This window comes from Synechocystis sp. FACHB-383 (genome assembly GCF_014698605.1).
Lineage (GTDB): Bacteria > Cyanobacteriota > Cyanobacteriia > Cyanobacteriales > Microcystaceae > Synechocystis > Synechocystis salina.
Genome location: NZ_JACJTJ010000058.1, coordinates 1 through 15,529 on the forward strand (window position 1 = coordinate 1; position 15,529 = coordinate 15,529).

A 15,529-nucleotide genomic window follows, 5' to 3' on the forward strand; every position below is an offset into this window, starting at 1 on the left:
TGTCCCGTTTCTCGTTTCAATTTAAGCAAATCCTGAACGGTCGTTTTGCTTACTTGAAACTGCTCTGCTACTTTTCTAATTGAGGTTCCACCACCTTCATAGGTCTTGACTATCCTTTCTCTTAGATCAACTGATAGAGCTGGCATTTTACTTTTCGATGAACTCCCCTGAATATTTGTCCCTCATTGTACCACCTCGTCATAGAATCCGCCGTATGGCAATTGAAGAAGGTTCAGAAACGACTCGCCTACATCGGGAAAGAGGTTGGCGTTATTGGCATCATTTATTTGGCCCAAGGCATTTATACCTTTTTTATTTACTAAATTATAACCATCATAAATTGGGTAACTTGATCACTCTACTCGATCTATCTTCTTCACTCAACAGAAGTACAAAACTCAGTCGTTGGGATTCTGCCGATAGAGGTAGGGAAGGCGTAAAAGATGTTTTTTCTAATCAAGCATTGAATACTTTATGGAATTATGGATGTCGAGGATTTTTGGCTTTAAACGATTTTGCATTTATTAATCCTTCAAATTATCCATTTGTTTCAAAAAATAAAATTTTATCTTTTCCTGCACATCAATTAAGTTATTCAAGTGAAATTTACATAACAGATCCCCCCTATGCCGATGCCGTCAATTACGAGGAAATAACCGAATTTTTTATTGCTTGGCTCCGCAAAAATCCGCCGCCCCCTTTTGATCAATGGATTTGGGATTCCCGCCGCAGTTTAGCCATAAAAGGCGATGGAGAAGACTTTCGGCGAGGCATGGTGGATGCTTACAAAGCCATGACCGAACACATGCCCGACAACGGTTTGCAGTGCGTCATGTTCACCCACCAAGACACCAGCGTTTGGTCGGATATGGTCTCCATCTTCTGGGCCGCAGGTTTGCAAGTGGTCAGCGCCTGGTACATCGCCACCGAAACCAGTTCCGCCCTCAAACAAGGGGGTTACGTCCAAGGAACCGTCACCCTGCTACTGCGAAAACGATTACAGACCGCCAGCACCTTCAAACAAAGACTATTGCCCAAAATCCGTAAAGAAGTGGCCGCCCAAATTGAAGCCATGCTGAACCTCAATGAAGCGGCCAGTGCCCACGGGGCAAGCGTCTTCACCGATTCCGATCTACAAATGGCCGGTTACGCCGCCGCCATGAAAGTCCTGACCCAATACACGGTCGTGGATGGCCGGGATGTGACTGCCCTGGCTCTACAACCTCGCCAAAAAGGCCAAACTACCGTCGTCGATGACATCGTGCAATACGCCTCCGAAATTGCCAATAACCTGCTGATTCCCGATCGCCTCAGAGCCATTAATGCCGAAACCTGGGGCGAAATTAGCGGCGTCGAACGATTCTATCTACGCATGTTGGCCATTGAAAAAGCTGGGGGCAAAAAGCTTGATAACTATCAAAACTTCGCCAAAGCCTTCCATGTAGCTTTGGCCTCCGTTAAGCCCAATAACGCTCGCCTCAAGGGAGCCAAAGACTTTAAACCGAGAGAATTGGCCAGTGGCGATCTAGCGGAAACCCTCCTAAGTGAAATTCTGATGGCGATCCAGGAACTGCTGGCCGACAAAGACCCCAAAGTTGTCATGAGCCAAATTCGCACCAGCCTGGATGACACCTACTTCACCAAACGACCCCACCTGATCGCCATGGCCCAATACATGGCCGAAATGCTGGAAAATCAACGACCCCAGGAGAGCCAAAAAGCTCAGATCATCGCTGGCCGCATCCAAAATGAAGGTTTGGGGGGTTAAAATACGTCTAGAAACAACCTATTACTGTCATGCAGTTCGAGTGGGACGAAGCTAAAAACTTAGAAAATATTCGTAAGCATGAAATTGATTTTGCCGATGTCCCAGCCATGTTTGATAGTGAAATGTTAATCGAATTTGACAATCGATCTGACTACGGCGAAGAACGGTGGATCGGAATAGGGTTTCTAGGCCCTGGCGTTGCCGTTGTTGTCTGGACAGAGCGGTTCCAAAATTTTATCCGAATTATCTCAGCACGACGGGCAAATAACCATGAAAAAAAACGATTCCAACGCTACATCTCGCACTAATTGGTCAGCATTAGAATCTTTGTCAGATGAAGATATTGATTATTCTGATATTCCGCCTTTAACTGACTCCTTTTTTGAACGAGCCAAGCTAGTCATCCCTTCTAACGAAGCTAAAAATTTGGTTGAGATTGATTCGGATTTAATACAGTGGTTTAAATTAAAAGGAGAGAATTATTCACATCTCATCAATGAAGCTTTACGTCAGTATATTCAAGTAGAAGAATCTCCTTAAATGCAAAATAATTTTGCCCTGTGCTATTTAAACAGAAGAATAATACCATTTTCAAGTTTCTTCAGAACTTTTTACTTAAAAGCTCTAAACAAGGTTCATTCCATTTTTAACAAAAATCTTCATGAAAACTATCGAGGCGATCGCCACCATCAGCGCTAACGGACACATTCAACTCAGCCAAGTTGAGCATCTACCAATTGGCAAATTTAAAGTTGTCCTTGTAATTGACGAATCTGTTGATTCCCAGGACTTAAACAATAGTTCATTATCATCTCTTAAAAATATAGCTCCGAATTATCAGACATCCAACTGGGATAATCTTACTCAAGAAATTGCTCAAAAAAGTAGTTTACCTCAACAACAAAAACTCAAAAACTTATTAACTTCCTGGCTTAAAGAAGGTGATCAAACCGAACAACTTGAAACACTTAAGGTAATGGTAGAAACAGAAGAGATGTCTATTTAATGGCAATTTTAATTCTGCTAGATTCGACGCCATTAAGCCTAATCACTAATCCCAAGGCTTCTTCTAGTACCCAAGACTGTCAAGAATGGTTTCAAAATCTCCCAGAAAGAAACTATCTTCCTGTCCTTCCAGAGATTATTGACTATGAAGTACGACGCGAACTGATTCGGGCAAAAAAACTAGCCGGTATTAGACGACTAGATCAACTTAAAGAGGAGATCTTGTTTTTACCAATTACAACTGCTGTCATGCTAAAAGCGGCTCAACTTTGGGCACAGGTTAGGCAACAGGGTAAACCCACAGCAGATGATAGAGCGCTAGACGGCGACGTGATTTTAGCTGCCCAGGCAATTCTATTATCCGAAATGGAGCATCAAGTACTTGTCGCAACAAGTAATCCGAAACATTTATCGCTTTTTATAACTGCCAAAAATTGGCATGAAATTTAAGTGTCTTTATGAACTTCCCCATCCAACGCTATTCCTCCCGCACCCATCGCATTGACCGCTCCGTTCTAGTAGAACATCTCAAAGGAGCCAAACGCTACCACCGCATCGCCGGGTATTTCACCAGTTCCCTATTTGAAATCGCGGGGGAATATTTGGAAGACATAGAAGAAGTCAAAATCGTCTGTAACTCTGATGTTAGATCCGAAGATATAAAAATTGCCAAAATCTGTGAATCAAAATTATTGGGTCGCTTAAACACCCAACCCGTAGAAGCAGAATCCTTATTAAACCGCCCCCGATACCAATGGCTGTATGACTTTTTGCACCAACATCCTGACGCCATTCGCGTTGCCCCAGATAACTATTGTGGATTTGTCCACGGTAAAGCGGGCGTAATCGAAAAAAAAGACGGATCTCGTCTGGGCTTCATTGGTTCCATGAATGAGACGAAAGCCGGTTGGCAGGAACACTATGAAATTGTTTGGCTAGATCAAAGCCAAGAGGGGGTGGACTGGATACAAACTGAATTTGATACCCTCTGGCAAAATGCCGTGTCCTTACCCCGGGCCATTGTCCAAGAACTCGGACGACGGGCCCACCGCAAGGAAATTACCCTCGACCAAGCTGAGAATAGCGAGATGTTACCGCCAGCGGCCTTGGTGGAATGTCCTATGTATCGAGAAGGATTATCCTTGCAACCCTGGCAGCGGGCCTTTGTAAGGGAATGCCTGAAACATTTACGCTGGTATGGCACAGTCCGCTTATTAATCGCCGATGAAGTGGGACTTGGCAAAACCCTATCGTTGGGCACCGCCGCCCTGACCTTGGCCCTGTTAAGCGAACAAGAACTGGCCAAAAAAGGAAGTCGTATTCGACGCAAGGCGATCGCCATTTTTGCCCCCGCCACCCTCACAGAACAATGGCAAACGGAAATGCTGGATAAATTGGGGGTTCCCTGTGCCCGTTGGGATTCCCGCCGCAAAGTTTGGCTCGATACCGAAGCCCGGATCATTTCCCCCGCTGGCCCAGAAAATATCAGCCGTTGCCCCTTCCGCATTGGCATCATTTCCACGGGACTGATCACCCAACCCACCCTTGAACGGGATCTGCTGAGCCAAGTCAATTTCGAGATCCTGATCCAAGATGAATCCCATAAATCTCGCACCAAGCAAGGTCTAGGGAAAAAAGCCGGGGAACCCAATGCCCTCCTCCGCTTTATGATTGATGCCGCCCGGCGATCAAAACATGTTTTGCTGGGTACGGCAACGCCCATGCAAACCAAAGTTGAAGACCTCTGGGATCAACTCAATATCCTCCATCAAGGGGACGGAAACTTTGTCCTAGGCAGTGACTTTAGCCCCTGGCACCATGCCGATTCCGTTCTTCCCGTCGTCACCGGCCTAGAAAATCCCAACGACCCAGAAACTGCTTGGCGCTTTTTGCGATCACCATTACCCCCATTAGGCTCCTCGGAAGAAAAGGACTTTCGGCGGGTTATGCACGAAATCCGTGGTGAATTAGGACTCAAACCCCAGGAATTTAACTGTTATGCCCCGGTGATAGATTTACCCAGTGCCGTGCGGGATGACCTCGAAGATTTATTAGAATCCCAGCAGGCAAACAACCGCTTTTTCCAGCGTCATAATCCCATTGTCCGCCATGTGGTGTTACGTAAACGCACCGTGCTAGAGGCGGCCGGCTTATTGCCCAAAGTCGGCGTTGACCTACACCCTGATGTCCAAAAATCTCAAGACCCCACTGCCTTTACTGTTCTGTTTCAGCACCAAGCTCTGAGAACCGATGAAAACTTTGCCGAAGCCTACGAAGCCGCCAACGATTTTGGCACCGCCTACGGCAAACGGGTAAAGGCAGCGGGATTTATGAAAAACCTTATGCAACAGCGGTTATGTTCCAGTTGCGCCGCCGGAATTAACACAGCCCGTAAAATTTTAGACGATCAGGCCATTGAAGATGAGTCAGATGAATTTTTCGACCAAATTATTGACACCGTGACCGCCGAACAGGAAGCTCTGGAGCGATTAATTACCGCCTTGGAAAGAATCCAAGTAGAAGATCCCAAACTGAAAGCTGTTAAGCATTTCTTGATTAACGAAAAATGGGTAGACCATGGCTGTATTATTTTTAGCCAGTACTATGACACCGCCGCCTGGGTCGCCAAGCAACTGGCTCACACTTTTCCCAATACGCTCATTGGTCTCTATGCTGGCGCAGGCAAAAGTGCCCTTTTTCGCGGCCCCGGCGATCGTAATGAAGAAGACCGAGAAACGCTTAAAAAATTAGTCGAAGATCAAGCGGTGCGGATAATGGTTGCCACCGATGCCGCCTGTGAAGGGCTTAACCTACAACGATTGGGAACATTGATTAATGTCGATTTACCTTGGAATCCCACCCGTCTTGAACAGCGCATTGGGCGGATTAAACGTTTTGGGCAAGTAAGACCCACCGTTGACATGTTAAACCTGGTTTATCAGGACACTGTCGATGAAAAGATTTATGAAACCCTATCAGCTCGGATGAAAGATCGTTTTGATCTATTTGGTTCTCTACCTGACACTATCCAAGACGATTGGATTGAGGGTATCGAACGATTAGATGAGAAGCTGGATAAGTATATTAAAACCCAAAAGCGAGTGAACGGTTTCGACATTCGTTACAACGCAAACTTAGACACGGAGGAAGATGAATGGCGGAACTGCGCCCAGGTGTTATCGCGCCGGAGTATTGACACCCTTATGAGGGCTGGGTGGAGTACCTAAATCTTTGCCCTAAACCGACACCTAACCTTTAGAATTAACATCGGCTTCCATCACAAAAACAAAATTAGCTTGAAATTATGGCGTAATGGCTGATTGGCCATCGATTGCGCCTCCATAGGAGAACAGTTTATGACAGCATTAACGACACAGGTGGCATTGGTAACTGGGGCATCCCGGGGTATTGGTAAGGCAACGGCTTTGGCCCTGGCCGCCACGGGGATGAAGGTGGTGGTGAACTACGCCCAATCCAGTACGGCCGCCGATGCTGTGGTAGCGGAAATTATAGCCAAAGGGGGAGAGGCGATCGCCTTGCAGGCCAATGTGGCTAACAGTGAGGAAGTGGATAAGTTGATTAAAACCACGCTGGACAAATTTGGTCGCATCGATGTGTTGGTGAACAATGCAGGCATCACCAGGGATACGTTGCTGTTGAGGATGAAACTGGAAGATTGGCAGGCGGTCATTGATCTGAATTTAACCGGAGTCTTTCTTTGCACCAAAGCAGTGGCTAAATTAATGCTCAAGCAAAAAAGTGGGCGCATTATTAACATCACCTCCGTGGCGGGCATGATGGGTAATCCCGGGCAAGCTAACTACAGCGCCGCCAAAGCAGGAGTAATTGGCTTCACCAAAACCGTTGCCAAAGAGCTGGCTAGTCGGGGGGTGACCGTCAATGCGGTGGCTCCCGGTTTCATTGCCACGGATATGACTGAAAATCTTGATGCAGAGCCAATTTTGCAATTTATTCCCCTGGCTCGCTATGGTCAACCGCAGGAAGTGGCCGGCACTATTCGTTTTTTGGCCACGGACCCAGCGGCGGCCTACATTACCGGGCAAACCTTTAATGTGGATGGCGGCATGGTGATGTTCTAATGGTGTACTGGTGGGACGGTCAATGGTTTGAGCAGGATGTAATCCAGTTGCCGGTGCATGAGCCTGGTTTACTGTATGGGGCCACGGTATTCACCACTCTGAGGGTTTACCAGCAATGTCTTGACCATCCCTTTTCCCACTGGGTTGACCATGGCGATCGCCTGCGACAAAGTTTAGTTAGTCTGCAATGGCCTGCACCGGACTGGGGGCAAGTGGACCAAGCGGCTCGGCATTTGAGCCAACGGTATCCGATCCTACGTCTAACCTGTTTTCCTTCGGGACAGATGTTAATAACAGGGCGGGCCCTGGCGGAAGATTTGGAACAACGACAAGAATTAGGCATTAATGCTTGGCTGATGGCCCCCGGTCGTTACCAACGTTCCCTAGCGGAATTGAAAACGGGCAATTATTTCGCTCCTTGGTTAGCCCAACGTATTGCCCAGGAAAATAAGGCCCAGGAAGCTATTTTGACTGATGCTAACGGCCATTGGTTGGAGACGTCCACGGGGAATCTCTGGGGTTGGCGGGACGGCGAATTTTTTACCCCTCCCCTAACTGGGCAACAGTTACCGGGTATTACTCTCCAGCATTTAAGGGGATGGTTGCAGGAGCAAGGGTTAACCATTCATGGCGATCGGTGGTCAAAGGATTTGGTCCACACTTTTCAGGGTTTGGCCTACAGCAACAGCGGCGTGGAAATTGTCCCCATCAATCGGGTCGGGAAGGAGGGAGAAGGTTGGTTAAATTTTGCTTCTGCCCAGAGTCGGGAGTACGGCCTGCTGGCTAGTTATTGGATAAAGAATCGCTGAATTTTTACTCAAGCCAACGTAAACAAAGATTACGAAAAGCTCCAATTTATGCCCATTCTGTAAAGATCCATCTCAATTTTTTCCTCGGAACTAAATCCCCTGCCAATAATAAAGATATCTGCAATTATTTCTTGGGTAATTTTTGCCCCATTATTCCAGCTTGATTAAATTTTGTTTAACTTTAAATACAACTCTGTTAACCAGAGTGAGGTGATCTATGAACCGTACCGCTAAATTAACCATTGCCATGGTGGATTGGCCCCTGCTCGTGATGGGCAGTTTGGCCATGTGGCTCACCGGTAGCTTGGTGATGGATTTACTGGTGGTGCCCAGTCTTTCCGCCGCCGGTATGATGGCCGAGCCGGGTTTTATCAGTGCTGGGCATTTGCTATTTTCCATTTTTAACCACTTAGAACTCTTATTTGCCGGTCTAGTGGCTTCTGGCTGTTTTTTACTCCATCAACAGGGCTTTTTCTCTGATCCAGGACAAAGATTTAGTCGAATTTTCGCCATCATTCTCTTGGCGATCGCCATTGTTTATACCTACATTTTGACCCCAGCCATCACGGATTTAGGCTTTGATATGGCGAGTTTCACCAGCACCGGGGAAATGCCTGCGGCCATGATGCCCTTGCACTGGCTCTATTGGGGGCTAGAATTAGTTAAATTGGCGCTGGGACTAACTCTCCTACACTGGTCTTACCAAGCAGCAGTGCGCCATTGACCAATTCTTATTGACACTTAATGTTTGCCTTACCTCAAGCCGGCGATCGCCGTGGCGAGATCATTAAAGTACTGCTCAGCAACGGCTGGGACTACATGAACGGCCTCTTAACCATGGGGAAAGTGGGGGAACCACAAATTCCGACACCGGAAGTTCTCACCAAAATCCTCGTCGAGTTGGGGCCGTTCTACGTCAAATTGGGGCAACTGCTCAGCACCCGCCCCGACCTTTTACCTCCCCGCTATATCAACGCCCTCACTGCCCTACAATCCAACGTTCCCCCCTTACCTTGGTCGGCGATCGATGATTTATTGCAGAGGGAATTTCCCCAACCTCTGGAGGAAACCTTTCAAGAAATTGAGCCTGAACCCATCGCCGCCGGTTCCATTGGCCAGATCCATCGAGCAGTGTTGCAGAGTGGGGAAACCGTTGCCATTAAAGTTAAACGTCCTGGCATTGATGCCGTCGTGGAGCAGGATAGTTTACTGATTAAAGATGTAGCTGAGTTAATTTCCCGGACAGAATTTGGCCAGAATTACGACATTGTCAAACTAGCGGATGAGTTTACCCAAACGGTTAAAGCCGAGTTAAATTTTGATACCGAAGCGATTTATACCAATACCCTACGGTCTAACCTCGCTAAAACCACCTGGTTTGATCCCAATCAATTAATAATTCCGAAAGTTTATTGGAAATTAACTAACGAGAAATTTCTCGTGTTGGAATGGCTTGATGGAGTGCCAATTTTAACGGCGGATTTAAGTCAGCCCCCTAGCGAGAAAAATATTACCGAACGCAAAAAGGAAATTACCACCCTATTATTCCGGGCCTTTTTCCAGCAACTTTATGTCGATGGCTTTTTCCACGCCGATCCCCACCCCGGCAACATTTTTTACTTAGAAGATGGTCGTTTAGCTCTAATTGATTGCGGCATGGTGGGTCGCCTTGATCCCCGCACCAGGCAGTTATTAACGGAAATGCTATTGGCGATCGTTGATTTGGATGCCAAACGTTGTGCCCAGTTAACGGTGGAGTTGTCGGAATCGGTTGGTCACGTTAACTTCCAGCGGTTAGAGGTGGATTATGAACGCATGTTGCGGAAATATTATGACCTAAGCTTGTCGGAATTTAACTTCAGTGAAGTAGTGTATGAATTTCTTCGCATTGCCAGGGTAAATAAACTGAAAGTTCCCGCTTGTTTGGGACTATACGCCAAATGCTTAGCAAACCTCGAAGGGGCGGGAAGACAATTTAATCCCGAATTAAATTTATTTACAGAAATTAATCCCCTAATTACTGATCTTTTTCGTCGGCAATTGTTTGGCACTAACCCTTTGCAAACAGCCTTAAGGACAGTCTTAGATCTCAAAGCAGTTTCCCTCAAAACCCCTAGGCAGATGGACGTATTGCTCGATCGCCTAACAACGGAAACGTTGCAATGGAATGTCCGCATTGAGGGTCTGGAACCCTTACGACGCACCATCGATAAATCAGCGAATCGTTTATCTTTTAGCATTGTGCTTGGCTCCCTAATTATGGGGGCGGCAATTCTTTCCACTGGCAATGATCAACAGTTGACTTTAATTGCTAATATTCTGTTTTTGGCCGCTACGGTAATTGGTTTTTGGTTGGTGATTAGTATTCTGCGATCAGGAAGATTAAAATAATAATTAGTTCGCCTGAAAACGGTTATAGTTATGCGATCATAGCCAGCAAATTATAATTTTCCTTGAGGTCAATAAAATGGGTTTAGTTTATGCCAATATTGAGCTTATTAATCCCAAAGAAAAAACTCTACAACCAATGAAGGTCAACGCCTTAGTTGATACAGGAGCGATCACCCTTTGCATTCCTGAGCATGTTGTCATTCAACTCAAATTAGAAAAGCTGGAACAGCGGGAAGTCACCACCGCAGACAGCAAAAAAAGACTAGTTGATTATGTAGGACCAATTCAAGTGAGGTTTGGCAATCGCAACTGTTTTACTGGAGCCCTAGTCTTGGGAGATTCAGTCTTGCTGGGGGCTGTGCCCTTGGAAGATATGGATTTGGTTATTAGTCCCCGTTCACAAACCATTATGGTCAATCCTGAAAGTCCTAATATTCCTACTGCTCTGGTGAAAAATATACGGTAATTTACTCTCATGGGCAACAAATTTTCTGAAAATGTTGGTAGTAAGACATATTGTCAACCCATCCGCATTGCTGTTCACAACTAAGACTCATTAAGATTCCACTGTGGAAATAACAGTTTGTTCGCTTGTGGGATGAAAGTAGTCATAAATCGCCTGGGCTAATTGGGGGCCAATTCCCGGTACTTCCTGTAATTGTTTGACGCTGGCCTCCCGAATATAGTCCAAAGAACGGAAATGGGCTAACAGTTGTTTTTGGCGACTAAAACCTAAACCGGAGATTTCATCTAGGCGCGATCGCCGACTTTTACTAAGTCTTTGTTGACGATGGAAACTGACCGCAAACCGATGGGCTTCATCCCGCAAGCGGCGTAATAATTGTACCCCAGGCTGCTCCGCATGGGTGAGCAACGGTTGAGATTCTCCCGGTAGAAAAATTTCTTCTCTTTGTTTAGCTAAACTAACCACTGTAAATTTATCCAGTAAATCCATTTCTGTTAGCACTTTAACCACTGCAGATAGCTGTCCTTTGCCACCATCAATCATAATTAAATCTGGCCAATCTTGGTTACTATGTTGACTTTTTCCAGACGGACGGAAACGACGGCTAATTACTTCCGCTAAACTGGCAAAATCGTCGGAGTGGCCAACTTTAATAGATGGATTTTTGATTTTATAATGGCGATAATATTGTTGGGCTGGCACTCCATCAATGAATACGACTTGGGAAGCCACAGCGTTAGAACCTTGAATGTGGGAAATATCATAGCCTTCAATGCGTTTTGGCAATGTTTCTAGGTCTAAAATTTCCGCTAAATCTTCTAAGGCTGTAACGTTCTTAGCAGTCTGTTTTTGTAGCCTTTCCAACTCGTATTGGGCATTGCGTTCTACCATTTCTAGCAGTTCAGCTTTGGTTTGTCTTTGGGGCAGGTTAAAAGTTACTTTTCTTCCCCGTTGAACTGTTAACCAGTCGTTGAGCAATTCCCCATCGGGTAAGGCACAGGGCAAAATAATTTCACTAGGAATTTCCACCGCTTCCACCTGCTGATAATGCTGTTCTAAAACCCTCTGTAACACCTCTCCTTTTTCCTGCACTGACTCCACCCCATCAGCAAAAAATCCCAGCCGCCCCACCAATCTTCCCGCTCGAATTTGAAACAATTGAATGGCACTAATTTGTCCATCGCTGGCCACGGCGATCGCATCTCTGGAAATGGTGTCCTGGGGTAGGGAAACTTTTTGATCGGCGTTGAGTTTACTCAAAGAATTAATTTGATCTCGAATGGTGGCCGCTTGTTCAAATTTTAAATCCGTCGCGGCTTTTTCCATTTGTTCTGTCAATAGTTGGTGTAGCTCTTGGGTACGACCCTGGAAAACCATGGCTACTTTCTGCAACGTTTGGCGGTATTCTTCTGGGGTAATTAATTCTTGGCACACTCCAGGACAGCGACCAATGTCATAATTTAAACAGGGACGATGTTTAAACAGAGGCTGGCGGCGTTGTCGCAGGGGAAAAATACGCTGTATTAATCTTAGTGTTTGCCTTAGACTGAAACTATCCACGTAGGGGCCATAATATCGGTCTTTAGCCTGATTTAAACGGCGTTTTCTGGTAATAAAAATACGAGGATAGTTTTCTGACCAAGTAATACACACATAGGGATATTTTTTATCATCTTTGAGCAGGACATTAAAATGGGGTTGATGTTGTTTAATTAAATTTGCTTCGAGGGCTAGAGCTTCCGCCTCTGTATCAGTGACAATAAACTCAATTTCCGCCACTTGTTGCACCATCAAAGCAATGCGGGCAGTGTGGGGTTGGGAATCCCGAAAATAGGATCTCACCCTGGTTCTCAATTTTTTTGCCTTACCAATGTAAAGAATTTCCCCCTGGCGATCGCCCATGAAGTAAACCCCAGGCTCCTGGGGAATTTGTTGCAGTCTTTGCTCTAGTAAATCTGGCTGTTGTATGAGGGGAAGGGAATTGGCAGTGACTACCATTGCTAAAAGGGAAAGGTTTAAATTTTAATTGTAGGAAGTTTTAGAAAATCTGACACTGTGGCAAATTAATCTAGGAGTAATGCCCGATAAATATTATCACTTGTCCTTATAAATACTGGAACGATGACCTACTTTAATTACAGCCACCACTAACTCCGTTTCTCTTATTTCATAGATAATGCGGTATGTTCCCTGCCGTGCCCTATATTTTTCTTCCCCTGTTAATTTTACACAACCTTCACCCCTAGGATTGATAGCCAGAGCTTCAATTCTCGTCAGAATTTTCTTGACATCACTGTTAGGAATTTTTCTAAGATCTTTGGCTACAGATTGTTTGAACGTAATTTTATATTTTGCCATGGGCTTTTAGATCATTAATCAAAGCTTCATAGCTTAATTCCGGCTCATCTTTTCGTTCTGCAAAGGCAGATAAATCTTCCTGGTCTTCAGACATTAGTAATCGCACCGCTTCATCCACAATTTCCGATATGGAAACATGGGAAGAAGCCGCCTTTATTTTTAAAGCTTGATGGATAGATGGCTCGAAATAGATAGTTGATCTTTTTGATAAAGTTTTCATAGTACGATGCCAAAATCTAGCAATTACCTGACATCATAGCGTTAAAACGTCAGAATGTTGCAACGCTCTAGTGATATGGTTGTCAACAAACAGGCCAACTTCTGGAAAGTTATCGCATCGAGGAGATTGTTAAGAATGGTGATGGAATCTTGGTTGGGAACAATGATTGGTACGAGAGTAGCGGTGGTTTTCACTATGCCGGCTGTAGCCCAAACCCAGTCCCTATTTTTAGCTTATCCACCGCAAAATCACCAAACCAGTAGCCCGACAATTTTCTTCATTGGTTCCGCCGCTCCCAATGTGACGGTTACCTTGAATGGTCAACCCATTGAACGCAGTGCCCAAGGCAATTTTGCCCCTGTTATTCCTCTCCAGATGGGGGAAAATCAATTTATCTTTCAGGCGGGCTCCCAACGGATTGAGCGCACCATTACTCGCATTACTACGGGCCCTACGTTGCCGGCCCAGGGTGGTTTTGCCCCCGGTTCCCTTACCCCCGCTGTGTCCATTAGTCGCCCCGCCGATGAACCGATTTGCTTTACGGCGATCGCCCCCACCGATGCCACGGCTACAGTAACTTTGGCAGGCCAAATCATTCCCCTTACCCCCCAGGGCAATGTGGTACAGTTGCCGGCCAATAACACAATTTTGCACGGAGAAAACCAGCCCAAAGTAAGGGCAGCGGATCAGTATAAAGGTTGTCAAAGATTCAGTGCTAGTAATTTTCCTAGTTCCTTGGGCACACCCCAATTTAATTTGCAATGGCGGGGACAGAATTTTTCTACCCCTGGACTTGGCAGCGTTACCTTACTTAACGGCGATCGCCCCCAGGTAGTTGCAGTGACCAGTCAGACCGGGGTGGCCCGCACAGGACCTGGCACTGATTATTCCCGGTTGACCCCTTTGCCCCAGGGGAGTCAAGCCAGTGTTACTGGCCGGGATGGGGACTGGTTGCGCTTAGAGTATGGCGGCTGGATTAAAGCGGATGAAACTGCCACTCTACCCAGTCAAGCTCCGCCCCGTTCCATCATTCGCAGTGTGGGTTATCAGGTTTTTGGCGATCGCACAGAAATGCGTTTCCCCCTGCAATTACCGGTGCCGGTCACAGTACATCAGACTGAAACAGGATTCACTTTAAGTCTTTATAACACCACTGCTCAAACTGATACTATTCGCATTGATAATGACCCCATTATCCGGAATTTAACTTGGCAACAAATTAGCCCAGACCGCATTGATTACTACTTTACTTTTAAAACCGATCAACAGTGGGGTTACGACCTCCGTTATGAGGGCACCACGTTAATTTTGTCCCTACGCCATCCCCCCCGTATTTCTTCCCAACCAGGTAACTTGCAGGGGGTAAAAATTTTGCTCGACCCAGGCCACGGGGGCAGTGAAGCGGGGGCAGTGGGCCCCACTGGTTATCCTGAAAAAGATATTAACTTGTTGATTTCCCGTCGATTAGCCGATCGCCTCCGGGCCCAGGGAGCCAATGTCCATCTGACCCGCACCGGAGATGAATTTGTGTCCCTGGTAGATCGCCAAACCCAAATTAACCAAGTGCAACCGGCGATCGCCATTTCTATCCATTACAACGCTTTGCCCGATAGCGGTAATCCCAATGAAACCGACGGTATTAGTACGTTTTGGTACAATGCCCAGGCCGCCGATTTAGCTAACTTTTTACAACGTTATTTAGTGGAGAATTTGGGTAGAAACTCCCATGGGGTTTATTGGAACAATTTGGCCTTAACCCGTCCCACCATCGCCCCAGCGGTGCTACTGGAATTGGGTTTTATGATCAGCCCCCGGGAATTTGAGTGGATTACCAACGCCCAAGCCCAGGAACAATTGGTGCAAGCTTTGGCGACCGGCATTACCACTTGGTTACAGCAACAACATTGAGTCCACTTCCAGAAAATTTCCCGCTTCGTTTAAGTACCAACTTCTGCTGGTGCTGAACTTGCCATCCTTACCGGCAGCAATGAGGTAAACATACTCTGGCCAGGCAATCGCCCGGTCAAATTCGGATGGTATGGGCTGGCCATGGGGATGGGAATGGAAAATACCAATAATGCTTAAACCCCTGGAGCGACAATCCTTTTGGGCAGTGAGCAAAACTTTAGGGTCAATGGCAAAGTAATGTAACTTGCTGCCTTGATTATGATCCTGTCCAAATTCCTCCACTTTTCCCCAGCAATTTTCCGTCGGTTGAACTTCTAACACTTGCCAATGGCGATCTCGCAGAGATCCGCTGGGCGGTGCGCCATTTGTTTGAGTAACTACCTTTCCCAGTAACAAACCACAGCATTCCTCCGGGTAGCACAGTTCCCCATGGCGATAAATCTGGGCCTGGTGAGCCCGACTAAGACTGAGTTGCGTCACTTCTATCAGTTCTCCCTGCGCTCT

The 15,529-nt window shown here is 46.2% G+C and carries 15 protein-coding genes and 1 pseudogene; 12 read left to right on the forward strand and 4 right to left on the reverse strand.

Features of this window, described 5'->3' with window-relative positions; genetic code table 11:
- The first annotated feature begins 214 nt into the window (after positions 1-214).
- The 11 genes and pseudogenes from H6G45_RS17640 (at position 215) to H6G45_RS17690 (ending at position 10,539) form a co-directional block, all read left to right on the forward strand.
- Entirely contained in the window at positions 215-1,768 is a 1,554-nt protein-coding gene (locus H6G45_RS17640) for a hypothetical protein (RefSeq protein WP_190599699.1), read from the forward strand.
- Positions 1,769-1,797: 29 nt separating this feature from the next.
- Complete coding sequence (locus H6G45_RS17645) at positions 1,798-2,076, forward strand: BrnT family toxin (RefSeq protein ID WP_190599700.1); 279 nt, start codon at positions 1,798-1,800, stop codon at positions 2,074-2,076.
- Positions 2,039-2,308 (forward strand): BrnA antitoxin family protein, encoded by a 270-nt coding sequence (locus H6G45_RS17650; RefSeq protein WP_190599701.1) that lies wholly within the window; start codon positions 2,039-2,041, stop codon positions 2,306-2,308. The genes H6G45_RS17645 and H6G45_RS17650 overlap by 38 nt, the downstream gene beginning before the upstream one ends.
- A gap of 121 nt (positions 2,309-2,429) precedes the next feature.
- Positions 2,430-2,774, forward strand: a complete 345-nt coding sequence (locus H6G45_RS17655) for a hypothetical protein (protein ID WP_190599702.1) — start codon at positions 2,430-2,432, stop codon at positions 2,772-2,774.
- Complete coding sequence (locus tag H6G45_RS17660) at positions 2,774-3,223, forward strand: nucleic acid-binding protein (protein WP_190599703.1); 450 nt, start codon at positions 2,774-2,776, stop codon at positions 3,221-3,223. The genes H6G45_RS17655 and H6G45_RS17660 overlap by 1 nt, the downstream gene beginning before the upstream one ends.
- 8 nt (positions 3,224-3,231) lie before the next feature.
- Positions 3,232-6,000 carry a phospholipase D-like domain-containing anti-phage protein gene (locus H6G45_RS17665; protein WP_190599704.1) on the forward strand — a complete coding sequence of 923 codons (2,769 nt, stop codon included), beginning with the start codon at positions 3,232-3,234 and terminating at the stop codon, positions 5,998-6,000.
- Positions 6,001-6,129: 129 nt separating this feature from the next.
- Entirely contained in the window at positions 6,130-6,873 is a 744-nt protein-coding gene (fabG, locus tag H6G45_RS17670) for a 3-oxoacyl-[acyl-carrier-protein] reductase (protein WP_190599705.1), read from the forward strand.
- On the forward strand, positions 6,873-7,682 hold the full coding sequence (locus H6G45_RS17675; protein WP_190599706.1) for an aminotransferase class IV: 810 nt from the start codon (positions 6,873-6,875) through the stop codon (positions 7,680-7,682). The genes fabG and H6G45_RS17675 overlap by 1 nt, the downstream gene beginning before the upstream one ends.
- Positions 7,683-7,899: 217 nt before the next feature.
- Positions 7,900-8,406, forward strand: a complete 507-nt coding sequence (locus H6G45_RS17680; RefSeq protein ID WP_190599707.1) for a hypothetical protein — start codon at positions 7,900-7,902, stop codon at positions 8,404-8,406.
- Positions 8,407-8,426: 20 nt separating this feature from the next.
- Positions 8,427-9,650: pseudogene (locus tag H6G45_RS17685) on the forward strand (AarF/ABC1/UbiB kinase family protein); the annotation flags it as partial.
- A 499-nt stretch (positions 9,651-10,149) separates the two neighbouring features.
- Entirely contained in the window at positions 10,150-10,539 is a 390-nt protein-coding gene (locus tag H6G45_RS17690) for a clan AA aspartic protease (protein WP_190599709.1), read from the forward strand.
- A gap of 90 nt (positions 10,540-10,629) precedes the next feature.
- Here H6G45_RS17690 and uvrC read toward each other — a convergent pair whose 3' ends face one another.
- The 3 genes from uvrC to H6G45_RS17705 form a co-directional block, all read right to left on the reverse strand.
- Positions 10,630-12,537 carry an excinuclease ABC subunit UvrC gene (gene uvrC, locus H6G45_RS17695; protein WP_190599710.1) on the reverse strand — a complete coding sequence of 636 codons (1,908 nt, stop codon included), beginning with the start codon at positions 12,535-12,537 and terminating at the stop codon, positions 10,630-10,632.
- A 96-nt stretch (positions 12,538-12,633) separates the two neighbouring features.
- The gene (locus H6G45_RS17700; protein WP_190599711.1) at positions 12,634-12,897 is read right to left on the reverse strand and encodes a type II toxin-antitoxin system RelE/ParE family toxin; all 264 of its coding nucleotides are present in this window, start codon (positions 12,895-12,897) and stop codon (positions 12,634-12,636) included.
- A complete protein-coding gene (locus tag H6G45_RS17705; RefSeq protein WP_190599712.1) occupies positions 12,884-13,117 on the reverse strand; it encodes a CopG family transcriptional regulator in 234 nt (77 codons plus the stop codon). The genes H6G45_RS17700 and H6G45_RS17705 overlap by 14 nt, the downstream gene beginning before the upstream one ends.
- Before the next feature lie 135 nt (positions 13,118-13,252).
- Between H6G45_RS17705 and H6G45_RS17710 the strand changes: the two genes are divergently transcribed.
- Positions 13,253-15,025 (forward strand): N-acetylmuramoyl-L-alanine amidase, encoded by a 1,773-nt coding sequence (locus H6G45_RS17710; protein WP_242018236.1) that lies wholly within the window; start codon positions 13,253-13,255, stop codon positions 15,023-15,025.
- Here H6G45_RS17710 and H6G45_RS17715 read toward each other — a convergent pair.
- On the reverse strand, positions 15,008-15,505 hold the full coding sequence (locus H6G45_RS17715; protein ID WP_190599713.1) for a Mov34/MPN/PAD-1 family protein: 498 nt from the start codon (positions 15,503-15,505) through the stop codon (positions 15,008-15,010). The two genes, H6G45_RS17710 and H6G45_RS17715, sit on opposite strands and share 18 nt — an antisense overlap.
- Between the last annotated feature and the right edge of the window lie 24 nt (positions 15,506-15,529).

Coding starts and splice junctions, on each gene's coding strand:
- H6G45_RS17705 (WP_190599712.1), bottom strand. CDS start 13,117: ATGAAAACTTTATCAAAAAGATCAACTATCTATTTCGAGCCATCTATC.
- H6G45_RS17650 (WP_190599701.1), top strand. CDS start 2,039: ATGAAAAAAAACGATTCCAACGCTACATCTCGCACTAATTGGTCAGCA.
- H6G45_RS17665 (WP_190599704.1), top strand. CDS start 3,232: ATGAACTTCCCCATCCAACGCTATTCCTCCCGCACCCATCGCATTGAC.
- H6G45_RS17645 (WP_190599700.1), top strand. CDS start 1,798: ATGCAGTTCGAGTGGGACGAAGCTAAAAACTTAGAAAATATTCGTAAG.
- H6G45_RS17710 (WP_242018236.1), top strand. CDS start 13,253: ATGGTGATGGAATCTTGGTTGGGAACAATGATTGGTACGAGAGTAGCG.
- fabG (WP_190599705.1), top strand. CDS start 6,130: ATGACAGCATTAACGACACAGGTGGCATTGGTAACTGGGGCATCCCGG.
- uvrC (WP_190599710.1), bottom strand. CDS start 12,537: ATGGTAGTCACTGCCAATTCCCTTCCCCTCATACAACAGCCAGATTTA.
- H6G45_RS17655 (WP_190599702.1), top strand. CDS start 2,430: ATGAAAACTATCGAGGCGATCGCCACCATCAGCGCTAACGGACACATT.
- H6G45_RS17640 (WP_190599699.1), top strand. CDS start 215: ATGGCAATTGAAGAAGGTTCAGAAACGACTCGCCTACATCGGGAAAGA.
- H6G45_RS17675 (WP_190599706.1), top strand. CDS start 6,873: ATGGTGTACTGGTGGGACGGTCAATGGTTTGAGCAGGATGTAATCCAG.
- H6G45_RS17700 (WP_190599711.1), bottom strand. CDS start 12,897: ATGGCAAAATATAAAATTACGTTCAAACAATCTGTAGCCAAAGATCTT.
- H6G45_RS17680 (WP_190599707.1), top strand. CDS start 7,900: ATGAACCGTACCGCTAAATTAACCATTGCCATGGTGGATTGGCCCCTG.
- H6G45_RS17690 (WP_190599709.1), top strand. CDS start 10,150: ATGGGTTTAGTTTATGCCAATATTGAGCTTATTAATCCCAAAGAAAAA.
- H6G45_RS17660 (WP_190599703.1), top strand. CDS start 2,774: ATGGCAATTTTAATTCTGCTAGATTCGACGCCATTAAGCCTAATCACT.